The sequence below is a fragment of the uncultured Campylobacter sp. genome (assembly GCF_938015785.1).
GTDB lineage: Bacteria > Campylobacterota > Campylobacteria > Campylobacterales > Campylobacteraceae > Campylobacter_B.
This window is the reverse complement of sequence record NZ_CALLWC010000051.1, coordinates 16305-40914: the sequence shown is the minus strand read 5'-3', so window position 1 is coordinate 40914 and position 24610 is coordinate 16305. Positions and strand designations below refer to the sequence as shown.

The following is a 24610-nucleotide window of genomic DNA, read 5'->3' as shown; positions in this document are numbered from 1 at the left end:
ACGCTCTGATTACGCATTTTTGAGGAGAAAAACTTAGCCGTTTTCGATCAAACTAGGCGCTGGCTCGATCTGTATTTTAGCGGACGCGAGCCGGGTTTTACGCCCGCTCTAAATCCCGTAGGCTCGGCGTTTAGGCGCGCCGTGTGGGAAATTTTGCTTAAAATTCCTTACGGCAAAACTACGACCTACGGACAGATCGCGCGCGAAATCGCCGCGACACGCGGGCTAGCAAAGATGTCCGCGCAAGCCGTGGGCGGCGCCGTAGGGCACAACGAAATCTCGATCATCATCCCCTGCCACCGCGTCATAGGCGCGCACGGCAACCTCACGGGCTATGCAGGCGGCATCGATAGAAAAATAAAGCTGCTGCAGCCAGAGGGCGTCGATATGCGAGGGCTTTTCACACCCGCGAAGAGCACGGCGCCGTAAAGCGGCAAATTTAAAAGGCGCAAAAGATTTTAATGCTCGCACGCAAAAGTGCGATAAAATTTGAATACTTAAATTTAGACGCTGCACAGCGCATCGCTTACAAATCGAAGGCGAGCGGCGATTTTAAACGATTACACCGCGCGCAGGACGGCGATCATTAAATTTAAAACCGAAGCGGGCACGCTTTGAAATTTTAAATTTTTCCGCCGCGTAAAAATTAAAATTTTATGCCGAGATGCCGACCTTAACGGCGTAAAATTTACAGCGACTCTAAAAGCGTTTTAGCCGCCAGTTTGCCGAGGTTATTGGCCGCTAGCGGACTATCGCCCGAGAGCAAGTTGCGGTCTTTGTGCACGGCGCCGTCGATACCTTCGTTTAGGATTTTCATCCCAAGTTTTGCTAGCCGCGAGCCCATATACCAGCGCAGATGGCCCGGCATGTAGCCAATACCCGGCGAGGTGCGATCAATGACGTCGGGCAGCAGCACGAGCTCGTAGCCCTCGAACAAAAACTTATCCTCGTCAAGCGCCGCGGCTAGCAGCCCGGCTGGGCCGTGGCAGATCGTGATGATGTATTTGCCCTGCTCATGAAACCATTTTAGCGCGGCCTTTACGTCGCGGCTCTCATCAAGCCCGATCAGCGCGCCATGGCCGCCCGGGATGTACAGCGCAAAATACTCGTCAAATCCCTTCTTTACGATATCGGCGAGCTTTTTAGGCTCTTTAAATTTAGCCGCGTAGCTCCCGAAAAAGCCCTTGAGCCGCTCGTCCTTCGCAGGCATCGCCCAAAACTCGAATTTTACGGGATTTCCAGAGAGCGTCGCGATCTCGAAATCCCAACCGGCCTGCGCCAGATGATACATCGGCACGAGCGTCTCGACGGGGTGGTTGCCAGTGGAGAAAAAAGTCCCGTTGTCCATCAGCAAATACCGCTCGTCGGCCGCGATGATGAGGATTTTTTTATCGCCGTCGTATTTTTTCTCGTAATTAAAATCCGCCAGATCGCTCACGGGCGCCGTAAACTGTGACAGCGAAAACGGCGACGGGAAAAACGCGCCGTGCTCGGCGATATCGGGAGTCGGGAGTTTTGCCTTTCAAATGAAATTTTACCGATTATATAGGCTTTCGTTTAATCTGAAATAAATTTTAAAATTTCGCCGCTTTTTCTCCGTCTTCCGCAGAAGCCGCATCGATTTAAAATTTTTAACGCGCCGAGGGCGGATAGGTCGGCCGCCAGTTCGGCCGCTACAAAATTTGCGATAACCAAAATCTACAAGCGGCGCCGAAACGGGCGCGACAAGAAAACCAATAGGCGGCGTCGCGCCTGCTTCGTAAAACTGCGGCGGACTGATGCCGAGGAGCCGCTTAGTGCAGCATTTAAGCCGCCACGCAAAAAAGATGAATTTTATCTTTTCACGCATGATGATTTGCGCCGCATCTACAAACAAATGAAGCTCGCAGGCTCTTAGCGGTCGGCAGCGCTGCCGCTACGCCGCTTAAACCTGCGCGGATCTAAAATTTTATAAATTAAAATTCCATGCCGCGGACAATTTAAAATTTTGCGCTTCAAACGATCCGTAAATTCCGTGCTTCAGGCTGCGGCGATTAGGCCTTAGCACTCCCAGCGGTGCTTTTTCATACAGACGCGCTCGCCTCTAAATTCCACGCCTTCGGCCTCTAGCAGTTCGCGCTGAGCCGCAAAGCTCGCCGCCAAAGCGCCCGCGTGATAAAGGGCGCGGTGGCACGGGTAGTCGCCGTAGAGCTCTGCTTGCGAGAGCACGCGCCCCACGAGCCGCGAGCAAGCGGGCAGCCCGATCAGGAGCGCGATCTGCCCGTAGCTAGCGACCCTGCCCGCGGGGATCTCCCCCACAAGGGTAAAATTTCATAGATCAAATTTTGCGTCAAAACCATGGCGTGATTATACTTTTTCGCATTTAAATTTAGACCTAAATTTAGTCACTTTGCGCCGCTAAATTCGATATAATTTCTAAAATTTAGCGCTTTACAAAAGGAGCGAGCTGTGGACGAGAAATTCCAATCAGACACGAAAGAGCTGGACGAGAAATTTGCCGCTATCCCTGAAAATTTAAAGAAGCGATACGATATGCATAGATTTATCAGACGCGTGATTATAGGGTATTATTCGTCGGCGGCTACAACCATCTATTTCTCGCTAATGCTAATGTTTTTTCTTGATTTGCTTTTTTCGAATATCGGTATAGAATCGTCGTATAAAATTTTTAAAGATATTCGTGATGTCGCGATAATAGTTTTGCCTATATGCGCGACGATCTGTTTTTTAAGATACACTAAGACTAAGCGATACAGCAACCTTTTTATCAAGGATCAAGGAGATAGTTTGTTGGTCTTTACGATAGAAAATTTTGCCAGCATAGTTTTACTTTTATATCCGACCTTGATTTTTACCGGAATATTGGAAGGCGCCGCAGCTCATATATTTTTGTACGCCTTAATCGTAGCGCCGATTTGCGGAATAGTTTTTGGGGTATGCTATTTTTTCAATACGGGCTCATATACCCCGAAAGACGAAACGTAAATTTTATTAAATTTAGCCGCGCTTTTAAAATTTTACGACGCAGCGCCTTGCCGAATTTCGAAATTTAATAGTTTAAAATTTTACCTTGGCGAGGCTTTGAGGCGAGCGAAATTTAAACCGAATATTCAGCCCCTCTTTATATGCAAAGGAATATAATTTCAAAACAGATATCAACTTTGATTTAAAGGAGAAAAGATGCAAAATCAAAGACGAGACCTACTAAAGGTAGCCGCTTTGGCGGCGGGCGCTGCGATGCTCGGTACGAGCGAACTAGCTGCGAGCGAAAAGGCGTTTAAGCTCTCAAAGCGCGATCATAGCAAGCAAAGAGCGCTGCTGCTCTCAAGCTCGGGCTACAAAGACACGAAGTATCTATCGCACGCGGTGTCGTGGATCGGTAAATTTGCGCAGGAGAATAACCTCGCGGGCAAAAAGATCGTTTTCATCCCTTACGCAAGCCTTCGCAGGAGCTACGACGAATATGAAAAGCGCGTCAAAGAGGCGCTTGCGAGTTTAAGCTTAAACATTGTCGGCGTCCATCACGCTAAAAACGCCGCGAAGGAAGTCGCGAGCGCGGATTGCATATTCGTAGGCGGCGGCAACACCTTCAAGCTCGTGCACGATATGTACGAAAACGAGCTCATCGCTCTGATTAGCAAAATGGTCGAGGACGGCACGCCGTATATCGGCTGGAGCGCGGGCTCGAACGTCGCGGGCGCTACGATGATGACGACGAACGATATGCCGATCATCGAGCCTGAGTCGTTTAATACCTTCAACATCTTCCCGTACCAGATCAATCCGCACTTCATCTCGGGTAAGCCTGCGGGGCACAACGGCGAGAGCAGAGAGGAGAGGCTGGAGGAATTTTTGATCGCTAATCAAAAATCGACGGTGTACGCGATGCCGGAGGGTACAGCGTTTTGGCTTGAGGGCGAAAAGGCGACCGTGCTAGGGCCTGCTGCGGTGCTTAAGATGAACTATAAGCAAAAGGTTAAGTTGATCGAGCCGGGAAGCTCGTTTAAGTATTGATCGCACCCGCTTAAATTTAACCAAGAGGTGCGCCAGACGGCACCGCTCGTTTGAGTGCGTAAATCGGTTAAATTTTAATTGCGGCGCTCGGCTAAATTCGGGCGCCGCTTTTTAAATTTACGCGACAAAGCGCGTTTTGCTTATGTGAACGCATGGTCAAAAGATAAACATCGATTTAAAGCGGCGTGCGATCGCCGAAGCCATAAAAAGCAAAATTTAAAACGCAGATAAAATGCCCCGCGTCCGCCTTCTTATGCCGCTCGGCGATTTTATTCCATATATCGCAGACATTCTTGCCGGCTGCGGCGGGACGGTATATTTGCAAAAAAGAGCGCCTATGGTGCCGCCAAAACCGGTTCGAGTAACCGCCGAAACTTAACCGACCTGAGGCAAAGCTTAAAATTTTTTATTTCGCTGAATCGCCGCAAGAGCCCGAATTGCCTGCAAAGGTATTTTACGACGATATGTATCGAAGCATCATAGAAGGCACGGGAGGACGAGAAACGCAAGAAGCTATAGAGATGATCGCGCTGCGACTCGTCGCAAAAAATCCGGGCGCGGCTACTTGGGGAAATTTCTCCGGAAATAAACCTAAAAACGACGAAGCGATCGGTCGCGGGCTTAGCTGCGGCGCCTCTTTTTACAAAGATTATTTTTACGCGAAGCGCTGCGCGGACGGTAAAATTTTAAAATTTTATCTGAACAACGACAAACTGCCGAATATTACGACGCCGTAAACGGGCGGCATCGATAGCGCGAGCAAAGGCGGCGTCTACGCAAAAAAGGCGCCGCTTGGATCACGCGCGCTTTTAGAATTTAATCGTTTTCCTGCCCAAACGGCTTGGTTATGCAAGAAAAGGCGATCGCTCGCGCAAGGGCGTCTATGTAAGCAAAAGGTCGCTCCGCCATATCGCAGCCGCGCGATCTCAAAGCCGCCTTCGCCGCCGCTAGTTTGTACCGCTTGCCGCAGACGGCTCGCAAAGGGCTATAAATTTGAAACGCCTGCAAATTTAAGCGTTTAGCCACTATAAACGTATCCACTCAGACGCCACGTTAGGCTTCGTTGCAGGCGCAAATTTAAACGGCAGGGCACAAGCAAATTAAATATAGCTAACCCTGTAATGATCGCAGCTAGGCTTACGCTCCTCGCATTTAGCGTCGCTTTTACCGATCGCAAGCGAGCAAAGCGGCGAGTATCCCTCGGGAATGCCCGCACGAGCTGCGAGAACAGGCTCGTCAAAAAGCGTAACGACGACTGTATTTATCGGGCACGAAGTAAGCTCAAGCGAGGTTGCGCGAAGCTGCATATTTTGCATCACAGAACCCATCGCCCAGTAAATCCCGCGGTGTAGATTTTCAAGCTTGGCGCCTTCGCATTCCTTCGGCAGTTCCGTCGCGAGTTTACCCGAAAGCAAGACAAGAACGGGCGCGCCGTAAAGCGTAGTTTTGGTTTTCATCCCCATGTTTTCAAGCATTTTTCCGAATTTCTTAACGGCCGCCGCATCAAGCTCGCGCAAAAGATCTTTGTCCGTAATTACGCTTATGTGAACGTCCTTGGTGGTAAAAAGAGCGGGCGCCAGATACGCTGCCTCCAAAATCGCCTGGATTTCCTCTTTTGACGGGACTTCAGCGTTAAATTCGCGCACGCTTCGACGCTTTTTCATAGCTTCGAGTAGTTGCATTTTCTCTCCTTAAATTTGATTTTATATTTCAGGCTCGCCGAGCTTTACTTAAGCGTCTGCGAGTAGCCGTTTAGCCTAGTAGCTTTTTCACGCACGCTTTTATCTGTTCAAAGCTAGCCGTCGGCTCAAATCTCGCTACGACTTCGCCGTTTCTATCCACTACGAATTTCGTAAAATTCCATTTCACGCCGTCGCCTTCTAAAATTTCGGGGAAGTTACTTTTTAGCGATTCTTCAAGTTTTGCGCTTAACGGATGGGCTGCATCAAAGCCTTTAAATCCCTGTTTTGAAGTTAGAAATTTAAACAGCTCTATCGCGCTCTCGCCGCGCACGTTGCCTTTTTTAAATAGCTCAAACGTTACGCCAAAATTTAGCTTGCAATTTTGCTCTATCGTCTCGTCGTCGTCGGGTTCCTGATGAGCGAAATTATCGCTAGGAAAGCCCAACACGCAAAGCCCCTTGTCTTTAAACTCCTGATTTAGCGCCTCAAGCTCCTCGTATTGGTTCGTAAAGCCGCATTTGCTGGCCGTATTTGCGATGAGCAACACTTTGCCGCGGTACTCGCTCATAGATTTTTTGCTCGCCTCTGCCTGTAGTTACGTTAATGTCGTAGATTTGTATTTTTTCTCCTTTGTGGTACTTTTCGCCTTAAAATTTTGGATGGATTTTAGCGAGCGAATGTGTTCTTAGTGTGTTCTTTTGCGATTTTAAAAATTTATCTGCCGTCCCATTCGCCGCTCCTGCATTAAATTTAGCGAATTTTACCATAATTCGGCCGCCTCCTTGCGGCACGAACGATCCTTTTTAATTCGCTCATTACGGATACGGGCGATCCTGCGCGGCGCCGCATAAATTCGTAACGCAGCGTGAAATTTACGTTCGATTTGCAAAGCTCGAGGTTTGAGTTTGAATTTAAAAAATTCGTCCCGCCGCCGTAAGCTGAAATTTTGCGCGATTGTTTTAAAATACGTTTAAAATTTTAAGGAGAGCTCATGGCATTTTCAGATTTTTTCAAAAAAGGTGGCAAAAATAGCGCAAACGCCGCGAAGATCGGCAAGGCCGCGCAGGAACGCAAGGATATAAGCATCGAAATTTTAAAATCGCAGGGCGTGCCGTATATCGATCATCTGCCGCTGCGGTATGAGACGGACGAGGTCACCCCGCGCGAAAAGGACGAAGTCATCGCTCGCGCGATCTGCTCGTATGCGGCGATAATGTGCGCCTGCTCGATCAGAGACGAGGGCAAGCTCGCGGATGAGGATAAGCAGGGCGTACAGGGCTTTCTAGATAATCGCTACGGCTGCATAGACAAGCTCACGCGCATGGAGCGCCGCGTCACGCAGGGCGAGGCAAGCCGCGACGAGGCCGTAAATATGGGCTGGAAATACGAGTCGCTGTGGGCGCTGATGTGGGCCATGGGGCTCGTGGAGGAGCTTAGCTTTCCGAGCGAGATCTGCGACTGCGCCTTTGTGATGGACACCTTTAGCGGCGACGATTTTTCGGCGCGCGTGAAGCTACGCGATACGGATGAAATCCTGCAGGCGCTCGATCTCATCTACCGCTACCACTGGGCGTGCGTCAATGCTCGCGTGCACGGCTCAGACAGCGCGGGGCTTGATGAAGAGGTCGTGATGGAGAGACGCGGCGAGTTAGAGTGGCTGTGCTGCAAAGGGGCGGAGGACGATAATCTGACGGATGAATATAATGCGTGGGATTATCCCGACCTGAATACTTAGCGTCCCTTTTTTTCCTTTATACGTCGTTGGAAATTTCGCCGAATTTCGGCCACGTATTATAATATACGCTCCTTCACTCGGCTCACTTCCGCCTCGTCTAAAGAAAAATAGCGCGCCTTATCTTTGCGCGCGTCGTCTCGCTTTGCTATACGTCGTTGCGTCTAAAATTTTCTCGGTCCGTATTGCATATATGCTCCCATTGCAAATTTCATTCGCATTTCATCCACGCCTCGTCTAGCTTCTCGGTACTGCCGCCTGTGTTTTGCACTAAAATTTAACCCGATCGCGCGCTGTTTTTTCTAAATCCAAAATATGTGCCGACGGATCGAAAAGCATACCGAATGTGAGAATTTATGAATCAATTGGGGATTAAAATTTTAAAATTTTTCTTGTAAACTGCGCAAGGTGGATCACGGGCGCAGATCCGCTGAAATTTCAGACGCGGCCTGCCAAATTTCAGAGCGCCGTGGAATTTTAGAATTTAAAGTTGCAGGCGAGCAAGGCGCCCGTCCGCGTATTTTAAGCCCGCTAAATTTAAGCAAGCAGATGTCTGCGCCGCAGACCTAGAAATTGCATCAGCCCTGCGTCGCAGCGCTTCCGCTCGCAAACGCCGCCGCATTCAGCGCCGCGTCGTAATCGGGCTCATCTACGATGTCGTCCGTGATCTGCTTGTAGGCGATCTTGCCCGCGGTGTCCACGACGAAAACCGCGCGGCACGTTAGCCCTGCAAGCGCGCCATCCGCGATCAGCACGCCGTATGCGCGCGCAAACTCTTTATCGCGAAAGTCGCTTAGGGCGCGTAAATTTTTGATCCCCTCGGTCGAACAAAATCTGCCCGCGGCAAACGGCAGATCCATCGAGACCACGAAAACCTCGGTATTTTTTATACTCGCGGCGCGCTCGTTAAATTTGCGCGTCTCGGTCGCGCACACGTCCGTATCCAGGGACGGCACGGCGATGATGACCTGCGCCTTGCCCGTGCCGCCACCGACTTTGACCTCGCTAAGATCGGCCGCGACCAGACTAACCTCTGGCGCCTTATCTCCCAGCTTAAGCTCGTTACCCGAAAGACCGACGCTTACGCCTTGTAATTTGGTTTGTTGCATGATTTTCCTTTGTTTTGAAATATTTAAAACTGGCGCATTATAACCTGCGAAAGCAAACGCCTGCTAAATCCGAAAATGGGCGAGTTCGTGCGTCGGCTCGGCCTAATGAACGGTGCGTAGATCGCTGCGTTAAGATGAAATTTTATGGCGCAAAGCGGCAGAACAATTAAAGCCCCCGAGAATACCGCTACTTGCATAAAGCACTAATGGTCGCGATCTGATATAAGTCTATGATAGTTGCGCTCCGCCTTAAGGCTGTGCCGAAGATAAAATTTCTCCCCGTTTGCGGCGATTTTGTCCGTGAATAAAAGTCAAAGCGATAGCGCTGTATGTACACTTTACCTGCGAAAGAAAGAAATCACTAGTAAAACGACAGGTGCGGCATCATGAGCGCGTTTTAAGTTATGTTTTGAATTTTTAAATTTAATTGAAATTTTTTGATCTAAATTTGCAATCTACAGAAATCAAAATTTATGGATTGAAATTTTATTTGAAACCAGAGTGTGAGTTAAAATTTTGGCTCGTGAAGTAGGTTAAATTTAAACACCGTTTTAAAATTCAAAGAAGCGCCGGGGGTTGGCGATAAGCTATCGCCGCACCCTAGCGCCTGTTAAATTAGCCGTTGCGCTTTTTGATGATCTCTTCGCCGACGTTTTTAGGAACCTCGTCGTAGTGATCAAATTCCATCGAATAGGTCGCGCGACCCTGCGTCTGAGAGCGCAGATCGGTTGAGTAACCGAACATCTCCGAAAGCGGGCAAAACGCGTCGATGATCTTATTACCGCCGCGTTCGCTCATATTATTAACCTGTCCGCGGCGTTTGTTTAGATCGCCGATGACGTCGCCCATATACTCCTCGGGAGTTTCTACCTCGACCTTCATCATAGGCTCCAAGATCACGGCACCCGCTTTTCTAGCGCCCTCTTTAAAGCCCATAGAAGCGGCGAGTTTGAATGCCATTTCGGAGCTATCGACTTCGTGGTAGCTTCCGTCATAGACCGTTACGCGCACGTCCTCGACCGGATAGCCCGCTAAAACGCCGTTTTGCATCGCCTCTTGGCAGCCCTTGTCGACTGCGGGGATGTATTCTTTAGGGATCGCGCCGCCTTTGATATCGTTTACGAACTCATATCCGGTGCCCGGCTCCAAAGGCTCTAGGCGCAAAAATACGTGACCGTATTGACCGCGACCACCCGACTGCTTGGCGTATTTGTACTCCTGCTCGATCGTTTTGCGTATAGTCTCACGATATGCGACCTGCGGCTGTCCGACCTCGGCCTCAACCTTAAATTCTCTAAGCATTCTATCTACGATGATCTCAAGGTGCAATTCGCCCATTCCCGAAATAATAGTTTGTCCGCTCTCTTCGTCGGTCGCGACCCTAAAGCTCGGATCTTCTTGCGCCAATTTTTGAAGCGCGATACCCATTTTTTCTTGATCAGCTTTGGTTTTAGGCTCTACAGCTACGCTGATAACGGGATCAGGAAATTCCATACGTTCTAAAATTACTTTATCTTTTTCGCTAGCTAGAGTATCGCCAGTAAGAGTGTCTTTAAGACCCACAACGGCGCCGATCTCGCCCGCATATAGCTCTTTGATCTCTTCGCGTTTATTCGAGTGCATCCTTAGCAAGCGTCCGATGCGCTCTTTTTTACCCTTGCCGGTATTTACGACGTAGCTGCCGCTTTCCAAAACGCCGCGATAGACACGCACAAATGTAAGCTGACCTACGAAAGGATCGGTCATAATCTTAAATCCAAGGCCCGCGAACTCGCCCTCGTCGGTAGAACTTACATGAACCTCACTGCCATCCTCATACTGACCCTTAATCGCAGGCACTTCATCAGGCGCAGGTAGATAATCTACGACCGCATCTAGCAAAGGCTGTACGCCTTTATTTTTAAACGCGGTGCCGCATAGCATAGGAAAAAAACTTAGGCTTAAGCAGCCTTTCTTGATGCCCTTTTTAATCTCTTCTACGCTTAGCTCTTCGCCGTTAAAATACTTCTCCATCAAAGCTTCATCAGTCTCTGCTACCGCTTCGATCATCTTGTCGCGATACTCTTGCGCTTTTTCTCGTAATTCAGCAGGAATTTCAACGATCTCAGGAGCTGAAGGACCCTTGCTATCGTCCCAAACGAGCGCTTTCATAGTGACTAAATCGATAACGCCTTTAAAATCGTCCTCAGCGCCGATCGGAATTTGAATCGGAACCGGATGAGCTTTGAGCCTATCTTTGACCTGCTGTTCGACATTATAAAAATTTGCGCCTACGCGGTCCATCTTATTTACGAAAATGATACGCGGAACATGGTATTTATTCGCTTGACGCCAAACGGTCTCGCTTTGAGGCTGAACGCCGCCTACAGAGCAAAATACTGCTACCGCACCATCTAAAACGCGCATTGAGCGCTCTACTTCGATAGTAAAGTCGACGTGGCCCGGGGTGTCGATCAAATTTATCTGATGATTATTCCAAAAGCAGGTAGTTGCCGCAGACGTGATCGTGATGCCGCGCTCGCGCTCCTGCTCCATCCAGTCCATCGTAGCGGCGCCCTCGTGAACCTCGCCAATCTTATGACTCATGCCGGTAAAAAATAGAATTCTTTCGCTTGTAGTGGTCTTTCCGGCATCAATGTGGGCGGCAATACCGATGTTTCTAACCATATGCAAAGGGGTTTTTCTTGCCATGATGCCCTCCTACCAACGATAATGCGCGAAAGCTTTGTTGGCTTCCGCCATCTTGTAGGTATCTTCTTTCTTCTTAAATGAAGAGCCTTTAGAATTTGCGGCGTCCATAAGCTCGTAAGCCAGGCGCTCTATCATCGTACGTTCGCTTCTTTTTCTCGCAAAAGAGATGATCCAGCGGATAGCCAGAGCTTGCTGGCGAGCAGGCCTGACCTCGATCGGAACCTGATAAGTTGCGCCGCCTACACGACGAGACTTAACTTCCATCAAAGGCTTAACGTTATCTATGGCATCGTTAAAAATTTCAATACCTTTCTTCTCGCCGCCTTTATTGTCAATGAAATTTAAGGCGCCGTACATAATCTCGGTAGCAACGCTCTTTTTGCCGTCGAACATAAGCGAATTAATAAATTTTGTGATTACCTTGCTGTCATAAATCGGATCAGGCATAACTTCCCTAACGGGAGCTTTTCTTCTTCTCATTTTATTCCTTCAAATTTTAAAATTTTACTCAAACTCGGCAAAATCTAGTGCCGGTCTGTTTCGGCTAAACTATTTTTTAGGTCGTTTAGCACCGTATTTTGATCTTGCAACGGTTCGTTTCGCAACGCCTGCAGTATCGAGCGCACCGCGGACGATGTGATATTTAACGCCCGGTAGGTCCTTTACGCGACCGCCGCGAACTAGCACGATAGAGTGCTCTTGTAGATTGTGACCTTCACCGCCGATATAGCTGATGACTTCAAATCCGCTAGTAAGCCTTACTTTGGCAACTTTACGAAGCGCTGAGTTTGGCTTTTTAGGGGTCGTGGTGTAGACCTTAGTGCAAACTCCTCTTCGTTGAGGGCAATTCTTTAGCGCTGGAGACTTCGATTTCTCGGTAAGCTTCTTGCGCTCTTTTCTGACCAATTGATTTATGGTTGGCACATCTTTCCTTTCACAAAAATTTATTCAAAAATATTTGGATTATACTTTGTTTAAACTTACAGAAACGTAAATTTAACTAAATTTTAATCTCTAATCAGCACAAACTCCCCACCGCCGCAGATTACTAGGCAGATCGCAGCGGAAAGATATAGATATACGATTTCCAGCTCAAATCCGCCCACTCCGGTAAGCGCACCCAACGGAATATGCAGGACGTATATTATCATGAGCACGTTTGCGATCACAAGCAGAGCGCCTATGCGGCAAAATACACCTATGATTATCATCGCGGGCGCCAGCACCTCGCCTACGTATGCGCCGTAAGCCACCAGATCCGGAATTCCTCTAGCTACTAGCATCGATTTTACGCCGTCTATGCCGTGAGTAAGCTTAAAAATTCCGTGCATTAAAAGACAAACTCCAAGCCCCAACCTGATAAATAAAAGACCGAAATTTATGTTGATCATATTCATGCTTTATCCTTTAAATTTAGGGCTTGCGCCCAAAATTATTTTTTGAGTTTAACTTCCTTATCTTTATACAGACCCGTTCCCACAGGGATTATACGACCTAGGATGACGTTTTCTTTTAAGTCCTCTAATCGGTCAAATTTACCCGCGATGCTAGCCTCGGTTAGAACCTTCGTAGTCTCTTGGAAAGACGCTGCCGAAATGACGCTATCGCTTCCAACGGCCGCACGAGTTACGCCCAGCAGTACGGACTCTGCGATCGCAGGCTCACCACCAATTTTCATAATGCGCTCGTTTTCTTCTCTAAATCTACGACGGCTAATCAGATCACCGACGATTAGCTGAGTATCGCCACTATCGACGATTCGGACCTGGCGGAGCATCTGAGATACAATAATCTCGATATGCTTATCGCTGATGACGACACCTTGAGAGCGGTAAACCTGTTGAATTTCGCTTATCAGATAGTAATGCAGCGCCTTTTCGCCTAAAATTCTAAGCACGTCGTGCGAGCTGATAACTCCGTCGGTAAGCTTCTCGCCCGCGTGGACGAACTCGCCGTTTCGCACCTGTATCTGGCGGCTCTTATCGATTAGATACTCTGCACTCGTTCCGTCCTCGCCCTCTATTATAATGCGCTCTTTTGCACGCAACGCCTTATCGAAGCGGACGGTTCCGTCGATGTCCGCGATGATCGCGGTATTTTTTGGACGGCGCGCCTCAAATAGCTCCGATACGCGCGGCAAACCGCCGGTGATGTCTTTCGACTTCGCAGCCGCTTTCGGCGTTCTAGCCAAAATATCCGCAATCGCTACTTGATCGCCCTTATTCGTAAAAATCGCAGTCTTCGGTCCTAGGTTGTATTTGATAGGCTCGCCCTTGCTAGGAGTTACGATGATAGCCGGTTTGACGCCCTGCGGTAGGTATTCGTTGATAACCAAACGGCTTTGGCCGGTCGTCTCGTCATATTGCTCCGTAGCGGTGTATCCCGGCTCGATATCCTCGAAGCTGATCTTACCCTCGCACTCTGCAGCCACAGGGATAGAATACGGATCCCACTCGGCGATGATCAAGCGATCGTCTTTCTTAGGCTTGGCGATAAGATCTTCGCTTTTTACGACGCTATTATCATCATAGGTAATGACAGATTCACGCGGTATATAGTGGCGGATCGCCTCTCTGCCGTTTTCATCGGAAATGACTACGTACATACCCTTCTCACTTACGACGTGACCTTTTTTAATATCTCTTAGCCTCTCTAAATAATCGCCCTTTAGGATGAAATACTTAAGCGTACCATTTGCTCCCGCTTTGATCTTTTGAGTTACCGGCTCGCCGTCTTTGACGCGAAGTTCGCTTGCAAACGGAATTCGAGTAGGGATATTCCAATCTTCTTTTATAACCTCTACTAAACTATCATTTTCTCCAACGGTTTCGCCGTCTTTAAATACGATGTAGAATTTCCCCTCAACTTTACCGCTTACGCCCGCAAGCTCGGTAGGCTTGGCTAGATCGTGGCGTCGGATAGTATATTTAAATTCTTCTTTCTTACCTTTTAGCGTAATATTCACATCATCGTGAGTTATATCGATACTTACCTTACCAGTAATTGGGGCTTTGATCTTAGGCTCAACCAAAAGTACCGCAGCGTTTCTGCGGTTCATTACGATATTTTTGCCGCCGTTTTCGTAGGTCTTTACGTTGTAATATCTGATAAAGCCCTCTTTATCGGCGATTACTTGACGATCTTGCTGCTCGGTAGATGCGGTACCGCCGGCGTGGAAGGTTCGTAGCGTAAGCTGCGTGCCCGGCTCACCAATGGATTGCGCCGATATGATACCGACCGCTTCACCCGGTTTTACTAGCTTGCCCTCGCCCAAATTTACACCGTAGCACTTTGCACAAACCCCTTTTTCAGCCTTGCACGTAATAGGCGTACGGATGCTTACGGATTTGATGCCGGCATCGACTATGGTGCGTACCTCATTAACGCCTAGAAGCGTGCCTTCGGTAAATAAAATTTCATTCGATACCGGATCAATCACATCCGAGCTTAGCACCCTACCCATAATCCTATCGGCTAGGCTTTCTATTTGCGTTCCGTTCTCTACAATCTCGGTAACCTCGATACCCTCGTGCGTACCGCAATCGTGCATCGTAACTCTAACATTTTGCGCGACATCGATCAGCTTTCGCGTTAGATAGCCCGCGTTTGCGGTTTTAAGCGCAGTATCGGCAAGACCTTTACGCGCGCCGTGAGTCGAGATGAAGTACTCGTTTACATTCAGACCCTCTCTAAAATTTGAAGTAATCGGCGTCTCGATGATCGAGCCGTCCGGCTTACTCATCAGACCTCTCATGCCCGCTAGCTGCTTGATCTGCTCCGCGCTACCGCGTGCACCGCTATCGGCCATCATATAGATCGAGTTAAAGCCGTCCTTATCCTTCTCCATCATCTTCATCATCTCATCGGCTAGCTTCTTACTAGTGCTGGTCCAGATGTCGATCGTTTTATTATAGCGCTCGCCGTCAGTTAGCAAGCCCGCGCCGTATTGGTTCTGAACCTCTCTGACCTGCTTTTTAGCCTCTTCTACAAGACCTGCTTTAGACTTCGGCACGATGATATCCGAAACGGAGATCGATACACCCGCTTTAGTCGCGGATTCAAAGCCTAAGTTCTTAAGATTATCCAAAAATTCTGCGCTTATCTCAAGGCCGCCGTTTTTATAGACGTAATCGACAAGCTCGGCGATATCCTTTTTCTTCATAATCTTATTCCAAAGATGATCCGGAATAAAGCTAGGCAGGATCGATTTGATGATCAAGCGGCCCGCGGTCGTAAAGATAATGCGGCGATCGATCATCGTTTTGATTTTAGCGTGGATGTCTAGGGCATTTGCCTCCACGGCGAGCATTACTTCATCGACGTTTGCAAAAATTTTATTTGTTCCCTTGGCGCCTGGCTTTTCCAAGCTTAGATAATAAATTCCCAAAACCATATCCTGGCTAGGCACCGCGACAGGTTTTCCGCTCGCAGGAAGCAAGATATTCATCGAGCTTAGCATTAAAATTTTGCACTCCGCGATCGCCTCTTGGCTAAGCGGCACATGTACCGCCATCTGATCTCCGTCGAAGTCCGCATTGAATGCGGCGCAGACTAGCGGATGTAGCCTGATCGCCTTTCCCTCGACGAGCACGGGATGAAACGCCTGAATAGACATCTTATGAAGCGTCGGCGCGCGGTTTAGCATAACCGGGTGATCCTTTACGACCTCCTCCAAGCACTCCCAAACTTCATTGATCCTATTTTCGATCATCTTTTTAGCCTGCTTAACGGTCGTTGCATAGCCCTTCTCTTGAAGGCGAGCGATTAGATGCGGCTTGAATAACTCAAGTGCCATCGTCTTAGGCAGACCACACTGATCCATGCGTAAATTTGGACCTACGACGATGACGGAGCGACCAGAAAAATCCACGCGCTTGCCGAGCAAATTTTGACGGAAGCGGCCTTGCTTACCTTTAATGATCTCGCTTAGAGATTTAAGCGGTCGCTTATTAGCGCCTTTTACGGCGTTAGCGCGACGTCCGTTGTCAAAAAGCGCATCCACCGCCTCTTGAAGCATTCGTTTTTCGTTACGGATGATGATCTCGGGGGCGTCGAGCTCCATCAGCCTTTTAAGTCTAGAATTTCGATTTATGACGCGTCGATATAGATCGTTTACGTCCGAAACCGCAAATTTTCCGCCCTCAAGGCTTACAAGCGGGCGTAGATCGGCAGGTAGCACGGGAAGATTTGTAATCATCATCCACTCGGGCTTATTGCCGGAATTTAAAAAGCTCTCGACGACCTTTAGACGCTTGACGATAGTTTTTTTCTTCGCTTCGGAGTTTGTATTAGCCATCTCCTCCTTCAAAGAATTTAAAATTTCTACCAAATCAAGCTCAGCTAGCATATCGCGAATTACCTGACCGCCCATTTTGGCGACGAAGCCCGTCTGCGAAAAGCGCTCTTTTAAGCTCTGATACTGCTCTTCATTTAAAACGTCGTATTTCTCGACCTTTTTAGAATTTTCGTTGTCGTAAAATGCCTCACCCGCATTCTCTACGATATACGCCTCGTAGTAAAGCACGCGCTCAAGATCTTTCATCTTGATGTTTAGCAGCGTACCTATGCGACTAGGCAAGGAATTTACGTACCAAATATGCGCCACCGGCGTTACCAGCTCGATATGCCCCATTCTAGTGCGGCGAACCTTCGAGCTCGTGATCTCGACACCGCATTTTTCGCACTTCCAGCCCTTATATCGCATCTTTTTATATTTGCCGCAGATGCACTCATAATCTCTTACGGGACCGAAAATTTTAGCGCAAAAAAGTCCGTCGCGCTCCGGCTTGAGCGTGCGGTAGTTGATAGTCTCCGGCTTTTTTACCTCGCCGTGGCTCCATGCTTTAATCTGCTCAGGGCTAGCAAGCCTAATAGCAAACGCGTCGAAGTCGTGAACTCTAGCGTCTTCTTTTATTTCTATTCTTTCTAAATTTGAATTATCGCTCATTTATTCTCTCCATTCTCGTAAATTTCAACGTCTAGAGCAAGCGATTTAAGCTCGTTTGTTAAAACAAAAAATGTCTCAGGAATTCCTGTAGACGGAACGTTTTCACCTTTTGTCAGCGCCTTATACGCAGCCAAGCGTCCGTCGACGTCGTCGGATTTGATCGTTAGCATTTCGCGGAGCGTGTATGCCGCACCGTATGCCTCCAGAGCCCAAACTTCCATCTCGCCGAATCTTTGACCGCCGAATAGCGCCTTACCGCCGACCGGCTGCTGCGTGACTAGACTGTAAGGACCGGTGCTTCTTGCGTGAACCTTTTCGTCGACTAGATGGTGTAGTTTGAGATAATACATGCAGCCCACGTTTACGCGCTCTTTGATCTTTTCGCCGGTGCGACCGTCGTAAAGCTCGGTCTTGCCGTCCTGATCGATGCCCGCCATTTCAAATAGCTTTTTGAAATCCTCCGGCACAATGCCTTCGAATATCGGAGCGGAAAATCTAACGCCCTTAGCCCAGTCTCTAGCGTATTTCAAAAGATCTTCGTCGCTGATCTTTTCAAGCGTTTTTTTAGCCTGCATTAGTTTGGAAACGCCTGCGATCTCAATCATTTTGGCGCGAAGGGTTTTTATCCATTCGCCCGTTTTCTCTTCTAAAATTTTAGCGATCTGCTCTCCTAAGCGCCAGCCCACAAGACCTAAGTGGCTCTCCATTATCTGACCGATATTCATACGACTTGGAACGCCGAGAGGATTTAGCACGATATCCACGCGCTGTCCGCTAGGCAGATACGGCATATCGACCTCAGGGACGATGTTTGAGACGATGCCCTTATTTCCGTGGCGGCCCGCCATCTTATCGCCCACTTTTAACTTGCGCTTAGTCGCGATATAGACCTTTACGAGCTTAACGACGCCGCTTGGCAAAATATCGTCTTTTTCTAAAATTTCGATTTTTTCGTCATGTTCCTCTTTGAGCTTGCGCTTTTCGTTTTGGAAATGGTTTTTTAGCTCTTCGTATTCCTTCTGAACAGCTTTAGAATAAGCCTTGACGAAGGAATTTAACGTAAAGCGATTGGAGCTTTCAAGCTCCTCTTTTTTAACCTTATCGCCCTTTTTATAATCTTTTTTATTGAGGCTTTGATCGCTTTGCAAAGCGCTTTTAGAAAGTAGCGCCACTACCTTTAGCATCTCTTCGCGATCAAGCATCAAAAGCCTGTCGTGATGCTCCCTTTCGAGCTCGGTTTTTTCATCCTCATAGGCTTTGTTCGTGCGTGGATCCTTCTCGTAGCCCTTTTTGGTAAAAATTTTAACGTCGATCACTACGCCTTCCATAGAGGCGGTCGCGTAGAGAGATTTATTTACCACATGTCCCGCCTTCTCGCCAAAAATTGCGCGCAAAAGCCTCTCTTCAGGCGTCGGTTTAACCTCGCCCTTCGGAGTTACCTTGCCTACTAGGATCATGCCCGGTTTTACGTGAGTACCTATCTTTACGATACCGCTATCATCGAGGTGGGTAAGCTCCTCCTCTTTGATATTAGGGATGTCGCGCGTGATCTCCTCCACGCCGTCTTTAAGCTCTCTAGCCTCGATCTCCTTTTCATAAACATGCACGCTGGTGTATTCGTCGGCGCGGATCATCTTTTCGCTCATGACGACGGCGTCCTCGTAATTATAGCCATGCCACGGCATGAAAGCTATAAGGGCGTTTTTGCCGATCGCAAGCTCGCCGCCGTCCATGCTAGGACCGTCGGCTATGATTTGACCGGCCTTTATCACGTCGCCTTTTCGCACGATAGGGCGCTGTGAAAAGGTAGTGTTTTGGTTGGTGCGTAAATTTTTCTCCATCGAGTAGTGATCGATAAACGGTCCCTTCTCGTCCTCGCCCAAAATAAAGATATTTTTATTATCGACCTTTTCTACGACGCCGTCGCGAATGGCCTTGATCGCTTCCCATGAATCGCGCGCGATAATCGCTTCCATGCCCGTTCCGACGATAGGAGCAGTAGAGTGCAGAAGCGGCACGGCTTGGCGCTGCATGTTCGAGCCCATAAGTGCGCGGTTAGCATCGTCGTGCTCCAAAAACGGAATCAACGACGCCGCTACGCCCGCGACCATACCGGAGCAAAGGTCTATCAGCGAAATATCCTCGCGTTTAGCCATGATATTTTCGCCGTCTTTTCTAACCTCCAAAAGCTCCTCTACGATATTGCCCTCTTCGTCCAATTTAGCGGACGCAGGAGCGATTACGAGCCCTTCTTCCTGCGTAGCGGTAAGATAGACAATCTCGTCGGTTACCTTGCCGTTTACGACTCTTTTATACGGAGCCTCGACGAAGCCCAGATCATTTACCTTCGCATAGGTCGCTAGGGTGTTAATAAGACCGATGTTTTGACCCTCCGGCGTCTCGATAGGGCAAATTCTACCGTAGTGCGTAGGATGGACGTCGCGCACCTCAAAGCCGGCGCGCTCTTTAACTAAACCGCCCTCGCCCAGCGCAGATAGACGGCGCTTATGCGTGACCTCGCTAAGCGGATTGGTCTGATCCATAAACTGGCTTAGCTGACCGCCGGTGAAAAATTCCATAAGCGTAGTGGTGATGATTTTAGGGTTTACGAAATCATACGGCATAAGCTCGTCTAAATTTCCGCTAATGCCGGTAAATTTATCTTTGGTCGCCTTTTGAACCTTGATAAATCCAAGGTGCATCTCATTTGCCAAAAGCTCGCCAATCGAGCGAATACGACGATTGCCGAGATTATCGCGATCGTCGATGAAGCCGTCGCCGTTTTTAACTCTAATTAAATATTTCGCCGTCTTGATAATATCCTCGCTGGTTAGTACGGTTACGTACTCCGGCGCTTCGATGCCTAGTTTGTGATTCATTTTCATACGACCTACTTTGGTTAGATCGTAGCGCTCAGGGTTGAAAAACAGATCGTTTACGAAGCTCTTTGCCGCCTCTTTTACCACCGGCTCACCCGGGCGCATAACTTTGTAAATTCTAATCGCAGCTAGATCGTTCTCGTCGTCTATGCCCTCGCTTTGTTGCAAGAGCTTAAGCGCGTCGGCGTCTTGGATGAAGGAATTTATGATTGAAGTATCTACGCCGCTAGCTAGGTCGTTAGCGATCGTAAATTTTTTCTCTGTGTTAGCGATCTTGGCTAGCTTGCCCTCATCAAGCGCGGTTAGCGAATCAAAAAGCACTTCGCCGCTGTTTTTATCGACGATGGCGTCCGCTAGATAGCGCTCGGCTAAAATTTCAGCCGGATACTCGATGAGTTTTAGTCCGTCCTCCGCCAGCTTCTCCGCTTTTTTGGATGTTAGGCGCTTGCTTGCTTGATGAAGCACCTCGCCCTTTTCGTTTATAATGTCGTAATCGAGCCTGCCCGCGTATTCTTTCGGATCGAAATCGGTTAGGAATTTTCCTTTTTTGATATAGATCGTCTTAATAGGATAAAATAATTTTATAATGTCTTGTTTTTTGTAACCGAGTGCGCGAAATAGGATCGTGATCGGAACCTTGCGCCTTTTATTTATGCGCACGTATAGTACGTCTTTTACGTCGTACTCGAAGTATAGCCAGCTGCCGCGATCTGGTATTATTTGAGCGGTATAGATGAGTTTATTTAGAACCGTCGGGCTCTCTTCCTCTTTGAAGATTACGCCCGGGCTTCTGTGCAGCTGATTTACGACTACGCGCTCTACGCCGTTTATGATAAATGAAATTCTATCGGTCATTAGAGGAATGTCGCGAATGAATATATCTTGCTCTTTGATCTCTTTTACGCCGATTTTTTTGCCCGTCTTTTCATCGCGCTCATGCACTAGCAAACGTAGCTTCATCTTTAAATTTACCGAATAAGTAAGCCCTCTTTCCATGCATTCTCTAATCGAATACTTTGGCTTTGAAATTTCGCTACTTACATACTCGATACTTAGTCTATTCTGTGCGTCGTGGATAGGAAAAATGGCTTTGAAAACCTTCTCTATGCCGCTTTCTCCACCCGAGTTATCAAGATTTAAAAAATGATCAAAACTTTTCTTTTGTAGTTGTAATAAATTTGGAATTTCGATGTCTTTGGGAACCTTTGAAAAATCCACTCTAAGACGATTTCCTGAATATAGGCTGTTTAACATTCCACTACCTCGTAGTTGTATTTTAAAGAAAGAAGTGCCGATGCAGCGCACCGGCACACATTTGTATGCGAAATTTTAAAATTTCGCGATTTATTTGAGTTCGACTTTAGCGCCTGCTTCTTCAAGCTCTTTTTTAGCCTTCTCGGCGTCTTCTTTGTTAAGTCCCTCTTTAAGAACGGACGGAGTAGCCTCGGTAGCGTCTTTGGCTTCTTTTAGACCAAGACCCGTTAAGGCGCGAACAACCTTGATTACGTTGATCTTCTTATCGCCCGCATCAAGCAATACGACATCGAATTCCGTTTTCTCTTCAGCCGCTGCCGCACCTGCGCCGCCTGCACCTGCGCCGCCAGCCACCATAACCGGAGCTGCGCTTACGCCGAATTTTTCTTCGAATTCTTTAACTAGTTCGCTAAGCTCTAGCACCGAAAGATTAGAGATATACTCTAAAACATCTTCTTTTGAAATTGCCATTTTATTCTCCTAAATTTTAATTAAGCGCTAGCTTCTTTTTTCTGCTTAAGCGCATTGAGGCCGATCGTAAAATTTTGAATCGGCGCATTCCATACTTGAAGTAACATCGCGATAAGCTCGTCTCTCGAAGGCATCTTCGAAAGCGCTCTAACCTTATCTATGCCGGCTACTTCCCCATCGATATGAGCGGTCTTAAGCTTAAAAATTTCATTTTTCTCTTCAAATTTAGCCGCTACTTTACATACAGAAAGCTGCTCGCCCCATAAGAAGATATTGGTATCTTTAAAGCTAAGTCCGTTTTTTTCGGCATTTTTTAATGCGATATTGGCTAGGGTGTTTTTGATAACTCGAACCTTTACGCCCGCTTCGCGCGCGCTATTTCGAAGATCTTCAAGCTGCTTAACGCTAAGGCCTTTAAAATCGGAAATTACTATAGCTTCGCTAGCTTTGAAAGCCTCGCCAAGCTCCGCTACTATCTTTGATTTTTCGTCTCTCGTCATTAGGTCTCCTTTCCGATCGGTGATTTCAAGCCAAGCGATCGAAATTTTAAAATTTCGATCAATTAAGTTAAAAACCTTGAGCTATCTCCAATCTAAGATAAAAATTTAAAATTTTATTTTAAATCGATTATTTCTTGATTATCCAGTGTAACTGCAGGGCTCATAGTAAGTGAAAGCGATGCATGAGTTACGTATCTACCTTTCGCAGTCGCCGGCTTATGCTTATTTATGGTTTTGATAAATGTCGTAATATTGTCTAAAAGCTGCTCTTTGCTAAAGCTAGCCTTGCCAAGGCCTGCGTGGATATTACCCTGCTTATCGACGCGGAAATTTACCTGTCCACCCTTAGCGTTTTTAACCGCCTGAGCGACATCCATAGTAACGGTACCGGTTTTAGGGTTTGGCATAACGCCTTTTGGACCAAGAATACGACCTACCTTACCGACTAGTCCCATTAAATTTGGAGTGGCGATAAGAACGTCGAAATTTATATTTCCCTTTTGAATCTCTTCGATCAGATCATCGGCACCCACGATATCGGCACCTGCTTCGCTAGCCTCGCTAGCTTTTGCGTCTTTTGCAACCACGGCTACTCGAACGCTCTTGCCAGTACCAGCAGGCAAAACGACCGAGCCGCGCACCATCTGATCGGCATGTCTTGGATCTACGTTTAGTTTAAGAGCGATCTCCACTGTCTCATCAAATTTAGCAGAAGCTAGAGTTTTTACTGTGCTTACCGCTTCGTCTACACTATAAATTTTATTTACGTCAACTTTTTTTAAAAGTTCGTTGAATCTTTTTGAATTTTTTGGCATATATTTCTCCGCAATTAAAGTGCTACCGCTTTTTTAAACCTTAGCGGTCAAAAGGTCTAGTCAGTGACCGTAATACCCATAGAGCGAGCCGAACCCGCTATAATCCTAGCAGCCTGCTCTCTATCTTTGGTATTCAGATCGGCGATCTTTTTCTCGACGATCTCTAAAACTTGAGCCTTAGTTAAGGATGCTACCTTCTTTTTAAGAGGGTTGTCCGAACCTTTATCTATCTTCGCCGCCTTTTTGATCAAATCTGTCGCAGGCGGTTGCTTAGTGATAAAAGTAAAGCTTTTATCGGCATAAACCGTGATGATGACCGGGATATTAAAGCCCGCCATATCTTTGGTTCGCTCGTTAAACGCTTTGCAAAATTCCATAATATTAACGCCCTTTTGGCCTAGCGCAGGACCTACCGGCGGGCTTGGATTTGCTTTTGCGGCCGCTATTTGCAGCTTGATTTCGCCAACAACTTTCTTAGCCATAAATTTACTCCTTATAAAATTTAAATAATCTTTTCAACTTGCGAATATGAAATTTCAATCGGCGTGCTTCGTCCGAAGATCGAAACATTGAGGCGAAGCTTGCCATGGATCATATCATACTCTTCTACGATGCCGTTGAAATTAGCAAAAGGTCCGTCGACGATCCTAACCGTCTCTCCGTCTTCAAAATTTATCTTCGGCTTAGGAGCCTCGCGATTATTGATCTTTTCTAGAATTATTTCGATATCTTTTTCCGGTAGCGGAGAGGGTTTTTTCGCCTCGCCGATAAAGCGACTGACCTTAGGCAGCATCTGAATTCTATGCCATAAAGTGGTATCCAAATCTAAATTTGCAAAACAATACCCTGGATATAAGCTACGCTCTTTAATGGTTTGCTTTGTATTTTTGACCTCTATAACATCTTCGGTAGGCACTAGCACTTCGCCGATCTTAGTCTCAAGCGCTTCGTCTTGCTTTAGCGCTTCTATTGCGCGCTTTACCGCCATCTCGCTGCCGGCGTAAGTTTGTATCGCATACCATTTATTTGCCATATTGCGATCCTTACTTAAGCAGTTATCAAAGCAGACATAATAAGATCCACTAGCGCTAAGAACAGTGCGATAACTACGACTACGACTACTACAGAGATATATGCTGTTTTAGTCTGATCTTTAGTCGGGAAAATTACCTTATCTAACTCTATCTTTGCTTGTTTATAATACTCTTTTACTTTTTCCATACCCAATCCTCGTGGCAGGGCAAGAGGGATTCGAACCCCCAACCATCGGATTTGGAATCCGGCGCTCTACCGTTGGAGCTATTGCCCTATAACAATTAGCCTTTTAACTTTACTTCTTTATGAAGCGTGTGCTTTTTTAATCTAGGGCAATATTTTTTAAGTTCTAGTTTTTCGGTCGTAGTTTTGCTATTTTTATAAGTAGTATAGTTAATATCGCCACTTTCGGAGCATTTTAATCCGACCTTTACTCTACTTGAATTCTTTGCCATTTGGTTTCCTTGAATAAAAAAGCAAG

General features: G+C 47.4%; 25 protein-coding genes, 1 tRNA gene and 1 pseudogene. 6 read left to right on the top strand and 21 right to left on the bottom strand.

Going from position 1 to position 24610, the window contains the following annotated elements; all coding sequences use genetic code 11:
* Nucleotides 1–15 precede the first annotated feature (15 nt).
* Nucleotides 16–429, top strand: coding sequence for a methylated-DNA--[protein]-cysteine S-methyltransferase (locus tag Q0393_RS07555; protein WP_367179178.1), 414 nt, complete (start codon nt 16–18; stop codon nt 427–429).
* Between the two features lie 259 nt (nt 430–688).
* Here Q0393_RS07555 and hchA read toward each other — a convergent pair.
* A pseudogene (gene hchA / locus Q0393_RS07550) lies at nt 689–1504 on the bottom strand (glyoxalase III HchA); the annotation flags it as partial.
* 536 nt (nt 1505–2040) lie between these two features.
* Entirely contained in the window at nt 2041–2298 is a 258-nt protein-coding gene (locus tag Q0393_RS07545; RefSeq protein ID WP_298979147.1) for an MGMT family protein, read from the bottom strand.
* A 150-nt stretch (nt 2299–2448) separates the two neighbouring features.
* Between Q0393_RS07545 and Q0393_RS07540 the strand changes: the two genes are divergently transcribed.
* Together Q0393_RS07540 and pepE are read left to right on the top strand one after the other, a co-directional pair.
* Nucleotides 2449–2985 carry a hypothetical protein gene (locus Q0393_RS07540; protein ID WP_298979146.1) on the top strand — a complete coding sequence of 179 codons (537 nt, stop codon included), beginning with the start codon at nt 2449–2451 and terminating at the stop codon, nt 2983–2985.
* A 195-nt stretch (nt 2986–3180) separates the two neighbouring features.
* Complete coding sequence (gene pepE, locus Q0393_RS07535; RefSeq protein ID WP_298979145.1) at nt 3181–4014, top strand: dipeptidase PepE; 834 nt, start codon at nt 3181–3183, stop codon at nt 4012–4014.
* Between the two features lie 175 nt (nt 4015–4189).
* On the opposite strand, the gene Q0393_RS07530 is transcribed toward pepE, so the two are convergent.
* Nucleotides 4190–4339, bottom strand: coding sequence for a hypothetical protein (locus Q0393_RS07530; RefSeq protein ID WP_298979144.1), 150 nt, complete (start codon nt 4337–4339; stop codon nt 4190–4192).
* Between the two features lie 112 nt (nt 4340–4451).
* Between Q0393_RS07530 and Q0393_RS07525 the strand changes: the two genes are divergently transcribed.
* Nucleotides 4452–4751: a hypothetical protein gene (locus tag Q0393_RS07525; protein WP_298979143.1), complete on the top strand. Its 300-nt coding sequence runs from the start codon at nt 4452–4454 to the stop codon at nt 4749–4751.
* 79 nt (nt 4752–4830) lie between these two features.
* Here the strand turns inward: Q0393_RS07525 and Q0393_RS07520 are convergent, their stop codons facing one another.
* From Q0393_RS07520 to Q0393_RS07510, 3 genes are all read right to left on the bottom strand, one after another.
* Complete coding sequence (locus tag Q0393_RS07520) at nt 4831–5055, bottom strand: hypothetical protein (RefSeq protein WP_298979142.1); 225 nt, start codon at nt 5053–5055, stop codon at nt 4831–4833.
* 59 nt (nt 5056–5114) lie between these two features.
* Complete coding sequence (locus Q0393_RS07515) at nt 5115–5696, bottom strand: nitroreductase family protein (RefSeq protein WP_298979141.1); 582 nt, start codon at nt 5694–5696, stop codon at nt 5115–5117.
* Between the two features lie 70 nt (nt 5697–5766).
* Nucleotides 5767–6264 (bottom strand): glutathione peroxidase, encoded by a 498-nt coding sequence (locus tag Q0393_RS07510; protein WP_298979140.1) that lies wholly within the window; start codon nt 6262–6264, stop codon nt 5767–5769.
* Nucleotides 6265–6687: 423 nt separating this feature from the next.
* On the opposite strand from Q0393_RS07510, the gene Q0393_RS07505 reads away from it, so the two are divergent.
* Both Q0393_RS07505 and Q0393_RS07500 read left to right on the top strand, forming a co-directional pair.
* Nucleotides 6688–7431, top strand: a complete 744-nt coding sequence (locus Q0393_RS07505) for a DUF4272 domain-containing protein (protein WP_298979139.1) — start codon at nt 6688–6690, stop codon at nt 7429–7431.
* Nucleotides 7432–7836: 405 nt separating this feature from the next.
* Entirely contained in the window at nt 7837–7998 is a 162-nt protein-coding gene (locus Q0393_RS07500) for a hypothetical protein (protein WP_298979137.1), read from the top strand.
* A gap of 8 nt (nt 7999–8006) precedes the next feature.
* Here the strand turns inward: Q0393_RS07500 and tpx are convergent, their stop codons facing one another.
* The 15 genes from tpx to rpmG form a co-directional block, all read right to left on the bottom strand.
* Complete coding sequence (tpx, locus tag Q0393_RS07495; RefSeq protein WP_298979135.1) at nt 8007–8537, bottom strand: thiol peroxidase; 531 nt, start codon at nt 8535–8537, stop codon at nt 8007–8009.
* A gap of 615 nt (nt 8538–9152) precedes the next feature.
* Complete coding sequence (fusA, locus tag Q0393_RS07490) at nt 9153–11228, bottom strand: elongation factor G (protein ID WP_298979133.1); 2076 nt, start codon at nt 11226–11228, stop codon at nt 9153–9155.
* A gap of 9 nt (nt 11229–11237) precedes the next feature.
* Complete coding sequence (gene rpsG, locus Q0393_RS07485; protein ID WP_177386837.1) at nt 11238–11708, bottom strand: 30S ribosomal protein S7; 471 nt, start codon at nt 11706–11708, stop codon at nt 11238–11240.
* A gap of 69 nt (nt 11709–11777) precedes the next feature.
* Nucleotides 11778–12152 carry a 30S ribosomal protein S12 gene (gene rpsL / locus Q0393_RS07480; protein ID WP_291939381.1) on the bottom strand — a complete coding sequence of 125 codons (375 nt, stop codon included), beginning with the start codon at nt 12150–12152 and terminating at the stop codon, nt 11778–11780.
* 83 nt (nt 12153–12235) lie between these two features.
* Nucleotides 12236–12625: a DoxX family protein gene (locus tag Q0393_RS07475; RefSeq protein WP_298979130.1), complete on the bottom strand. Its 390-nt coding sequence runs from the start codon at nt 12623–12625 to the stop codon at nt 12236–12238.
* A 35-nt stretch (nt 12626–12660) separates the two neighbouring features.
* Complete coding sequence (gene rpoC, locus Q0393_RS07470) at nt 12661–17175, bottom strand: DNA-directed RNA polymerase subunit beta' (RefSeq protein ID WP_298979128.1); 4515 nt, start codon at nt 17173–17175, stop codon at nt 12661–12663.
* Complete coding sequence (gene rpoB / locus Q0393_RS07465; RefSeq protein WP_298979126.1) at nt 17172–21308, bottom strand: DNA-directed RNA polymerase subunit beta; 4137 nt, start codon at nt 21306–21308, stop codon at nt 17172–17174. The genes rpoC and rpoB overlap by 4 nt, the downstream gene beginning before the upstream one ends.
* 90 nt (nt 21309–21398) lie before the next feature.
* Nucleotides 21399–21779, bottom strand: a complete 381-nt coding sequence (gene rplL, locus Q0393_RS07460; RefSeq protein WP_177386842.1) for a 50S ribosomal protein L7/L12 — start codon at nt 21777–21779, stop codon at nt 21399–21401.
* Nucleotides 21780–21799: 20 nt separating this feature from the next.
* Complete coding sequence (gene rplJ / locus Q0393_RS07455; RefSeq protein WP_291939396.1) at nt 21800–22279, bottom strand: 50S ribosomal protein L10; 480 nt, start codon at nt 22277–22279, stop codon at nt 21800–21802.
* Nucleotides 22280–22392: 113 nt separating this feature from the next.
* Nucleotides 22393–23094 (bottom strand): 50S ribosomal protein L1, encoded by a 702-nt coding sequence (gene rplA / locus Q0393_RS07450; protein WP_297921281.1) that lies wholly within the window; start codon nt 23092–23094, stop codon nt 22393–22395.
* Nucleotides 23095–23150: 56 nt separating this feature from the next.
* On the bottom strand, nt 23151–23576 hold the full coding sequence (rplK, locus tag Q0393_RS07445; protein WP_005872629.1) for a 50S ribosomal protein L11: 426 nt from the start codon (nt 23574–23576) through the stop codon (nt 23151–23153).
* Nucleotides 23577–23596: 20 nt separating this feature from the next.
* The gene (nusG, locus tag Q0393_RS07440) at nt 23597–24127 is read right to left on the bottom strand and encodes a transcription termination/antitermination protein NusG (protein ID WP_298979123.1); all 531 of its coding nucleotides are present in this window, start codon (nt 24125–24127) and stop codon (nt 23597–23599) included.
* A 14-nt stretch (nt 24128–24141) separates the two neighbouring features.
* Nucleotides 24142–24315 carry a preprotein translocase subunit SecE gene (gene secE / locus Q0393_RS07435; protein ID WP_297997693.1) on the bottom strand — a complete coding sequence of 58 codons (174 nt, stop codon included), beginning with the start codon at nt 24313–24315 and terminating at the stop codon, nt 24142–24144.
* Nucleotides 24316–24327: 12 nt separating this feature from the next.
* Nucleotides 24328–24403, bottom strand: a tRNA-Trp gene (locus Q0393_RS07430).
* A gap of 7 nt (nt 24404–24410) precedes the next feature.
* Nucleotides 24411–24584, bottom strand: a complete 174-nt coding sequence (gene rpmG, locus Q0393_RS07425) for a 50S ribosomal protein L33 (RefSeq protein WP_005872634.1) — start codon at nt 24582–24584, stop codon at nt 24411–24413.
* Nucleotides 24585–24610: the final 26 nt, after the last annotated feature.

Bases quoted from the DNA above. Each gene is read 5' to 3' on its own strand.
- pepE (WP_298979145.1), top strand. From the start codon at position 3,181: ATGCAAAATCAAAGACGAGACCTACTAAAGGTAGCCGCTTTGGCGGCG.
- Q0393_RS07515 (WP_298979141.1), bottom strand. From the start codon at position 5,696: ATGCAACTACTCGAAGCTATGAAAAAGCGTCGAAGCGTGCGCGAATTT.
- Q0393_RS07510 (WP_298979140.1), bottom strand. From the start codon at position 6,264: ATGAGCGAGTACCGCGGCAAAGTGTTGCTCATCGCAAATACGGCCAGC.
- Q0393_RS07505 (WP_298979139.1), top strand. From the start codon at position 6,688: ATGGCATTTTCAGATTTTTTCAAAAAAGGTGGCAAAAATAGCGCAAAC.
- tpx (WP_298979135.1), bottom strand. From the start codon at position 8,537: ATGCAACAAACCAAATTACAAGGCGTAAGCGTCGGTCTTTCGGGTAAC.
- fusA (WP_298979133.1), bottom strand. From the start codon at position 11,228: ATGGCAAGAAAAACCCCTTTGCATATGGTTAGAAACATCGGTATTGCC.
- rpsG (WP_177386837.1), bottom strand. From the start codon at position 11,708: ATGAGAAGAAGAAAAGCTCCCGTTAGGGAAGTTATGCCTGATCCGATT.
- Q0393_RS07475 (WP_298979130.1), bottom strand. From the start codon at position 12,625: ATGAATATGATCAACATAAATTTCGGTCTTTTATTTATCAGGTTGGGG.
- rpoC (WP_298979128.1), bottom strand. From the start codon at position 17,175: ATGAGCGATAATTCAAATTTAGAAAGAATAGAAATAAAAGAAGACGCT.
- rpoB (WP_298979126.1), bottom strand. From the start codon at position 21,308: ATGTTAAACAGCCTATATTCAGGAAATCGTCTTAGAGTGGATTTTTCA.
- rplL (WP_177386842.1), bottom strand. From the start codon at position 21,779: ATGGCAATTTCAAAAGAAGATGTTTTAGAGTATATCTCTAATCTTTCG.
- rplJ (WP_291939396.1), bottom strand. From the start codon at position 22,279: ATGACGAGAGACGAAAAATCAAAGATAGTAGCGGAGCTTGGCGAGGCT.
- rplA (WP_297921281.1), bottom strand. From the start codon at position 23,094: ATGCCAAAAAATTCAAAAAGATTCAACGAACTTTTAAAAAAAGTTGAC.
- rplK (WP_005872629.1), bottom strand. From the start codon at position 23,576: ATGGCTAAGAAAGTTGTTGGCGAAATCAAGCTGCAAATAGCGGCCGCA.
- nusG (WP_298979123.1), bottom strand. From the start codon at position 24,127: ATGGCAAATAAATGGTATGCGATACAAACTTACGCCGGCAGCGAGATG.
- secE (WP_297997693.1), bottom strand. From the start codon at position 24,315: ATGGAAAAAGTAAAAGAGTATTATAAACAAGCAAAGATAGAGTTAGAT.
- rpmG (WP_005872634.1), bottom strand. From the start codon at position 24,584: ATGGCAAAGAATTCAAGTAGAGTAAAGGTCGGATTAAAATGCTCCGAA.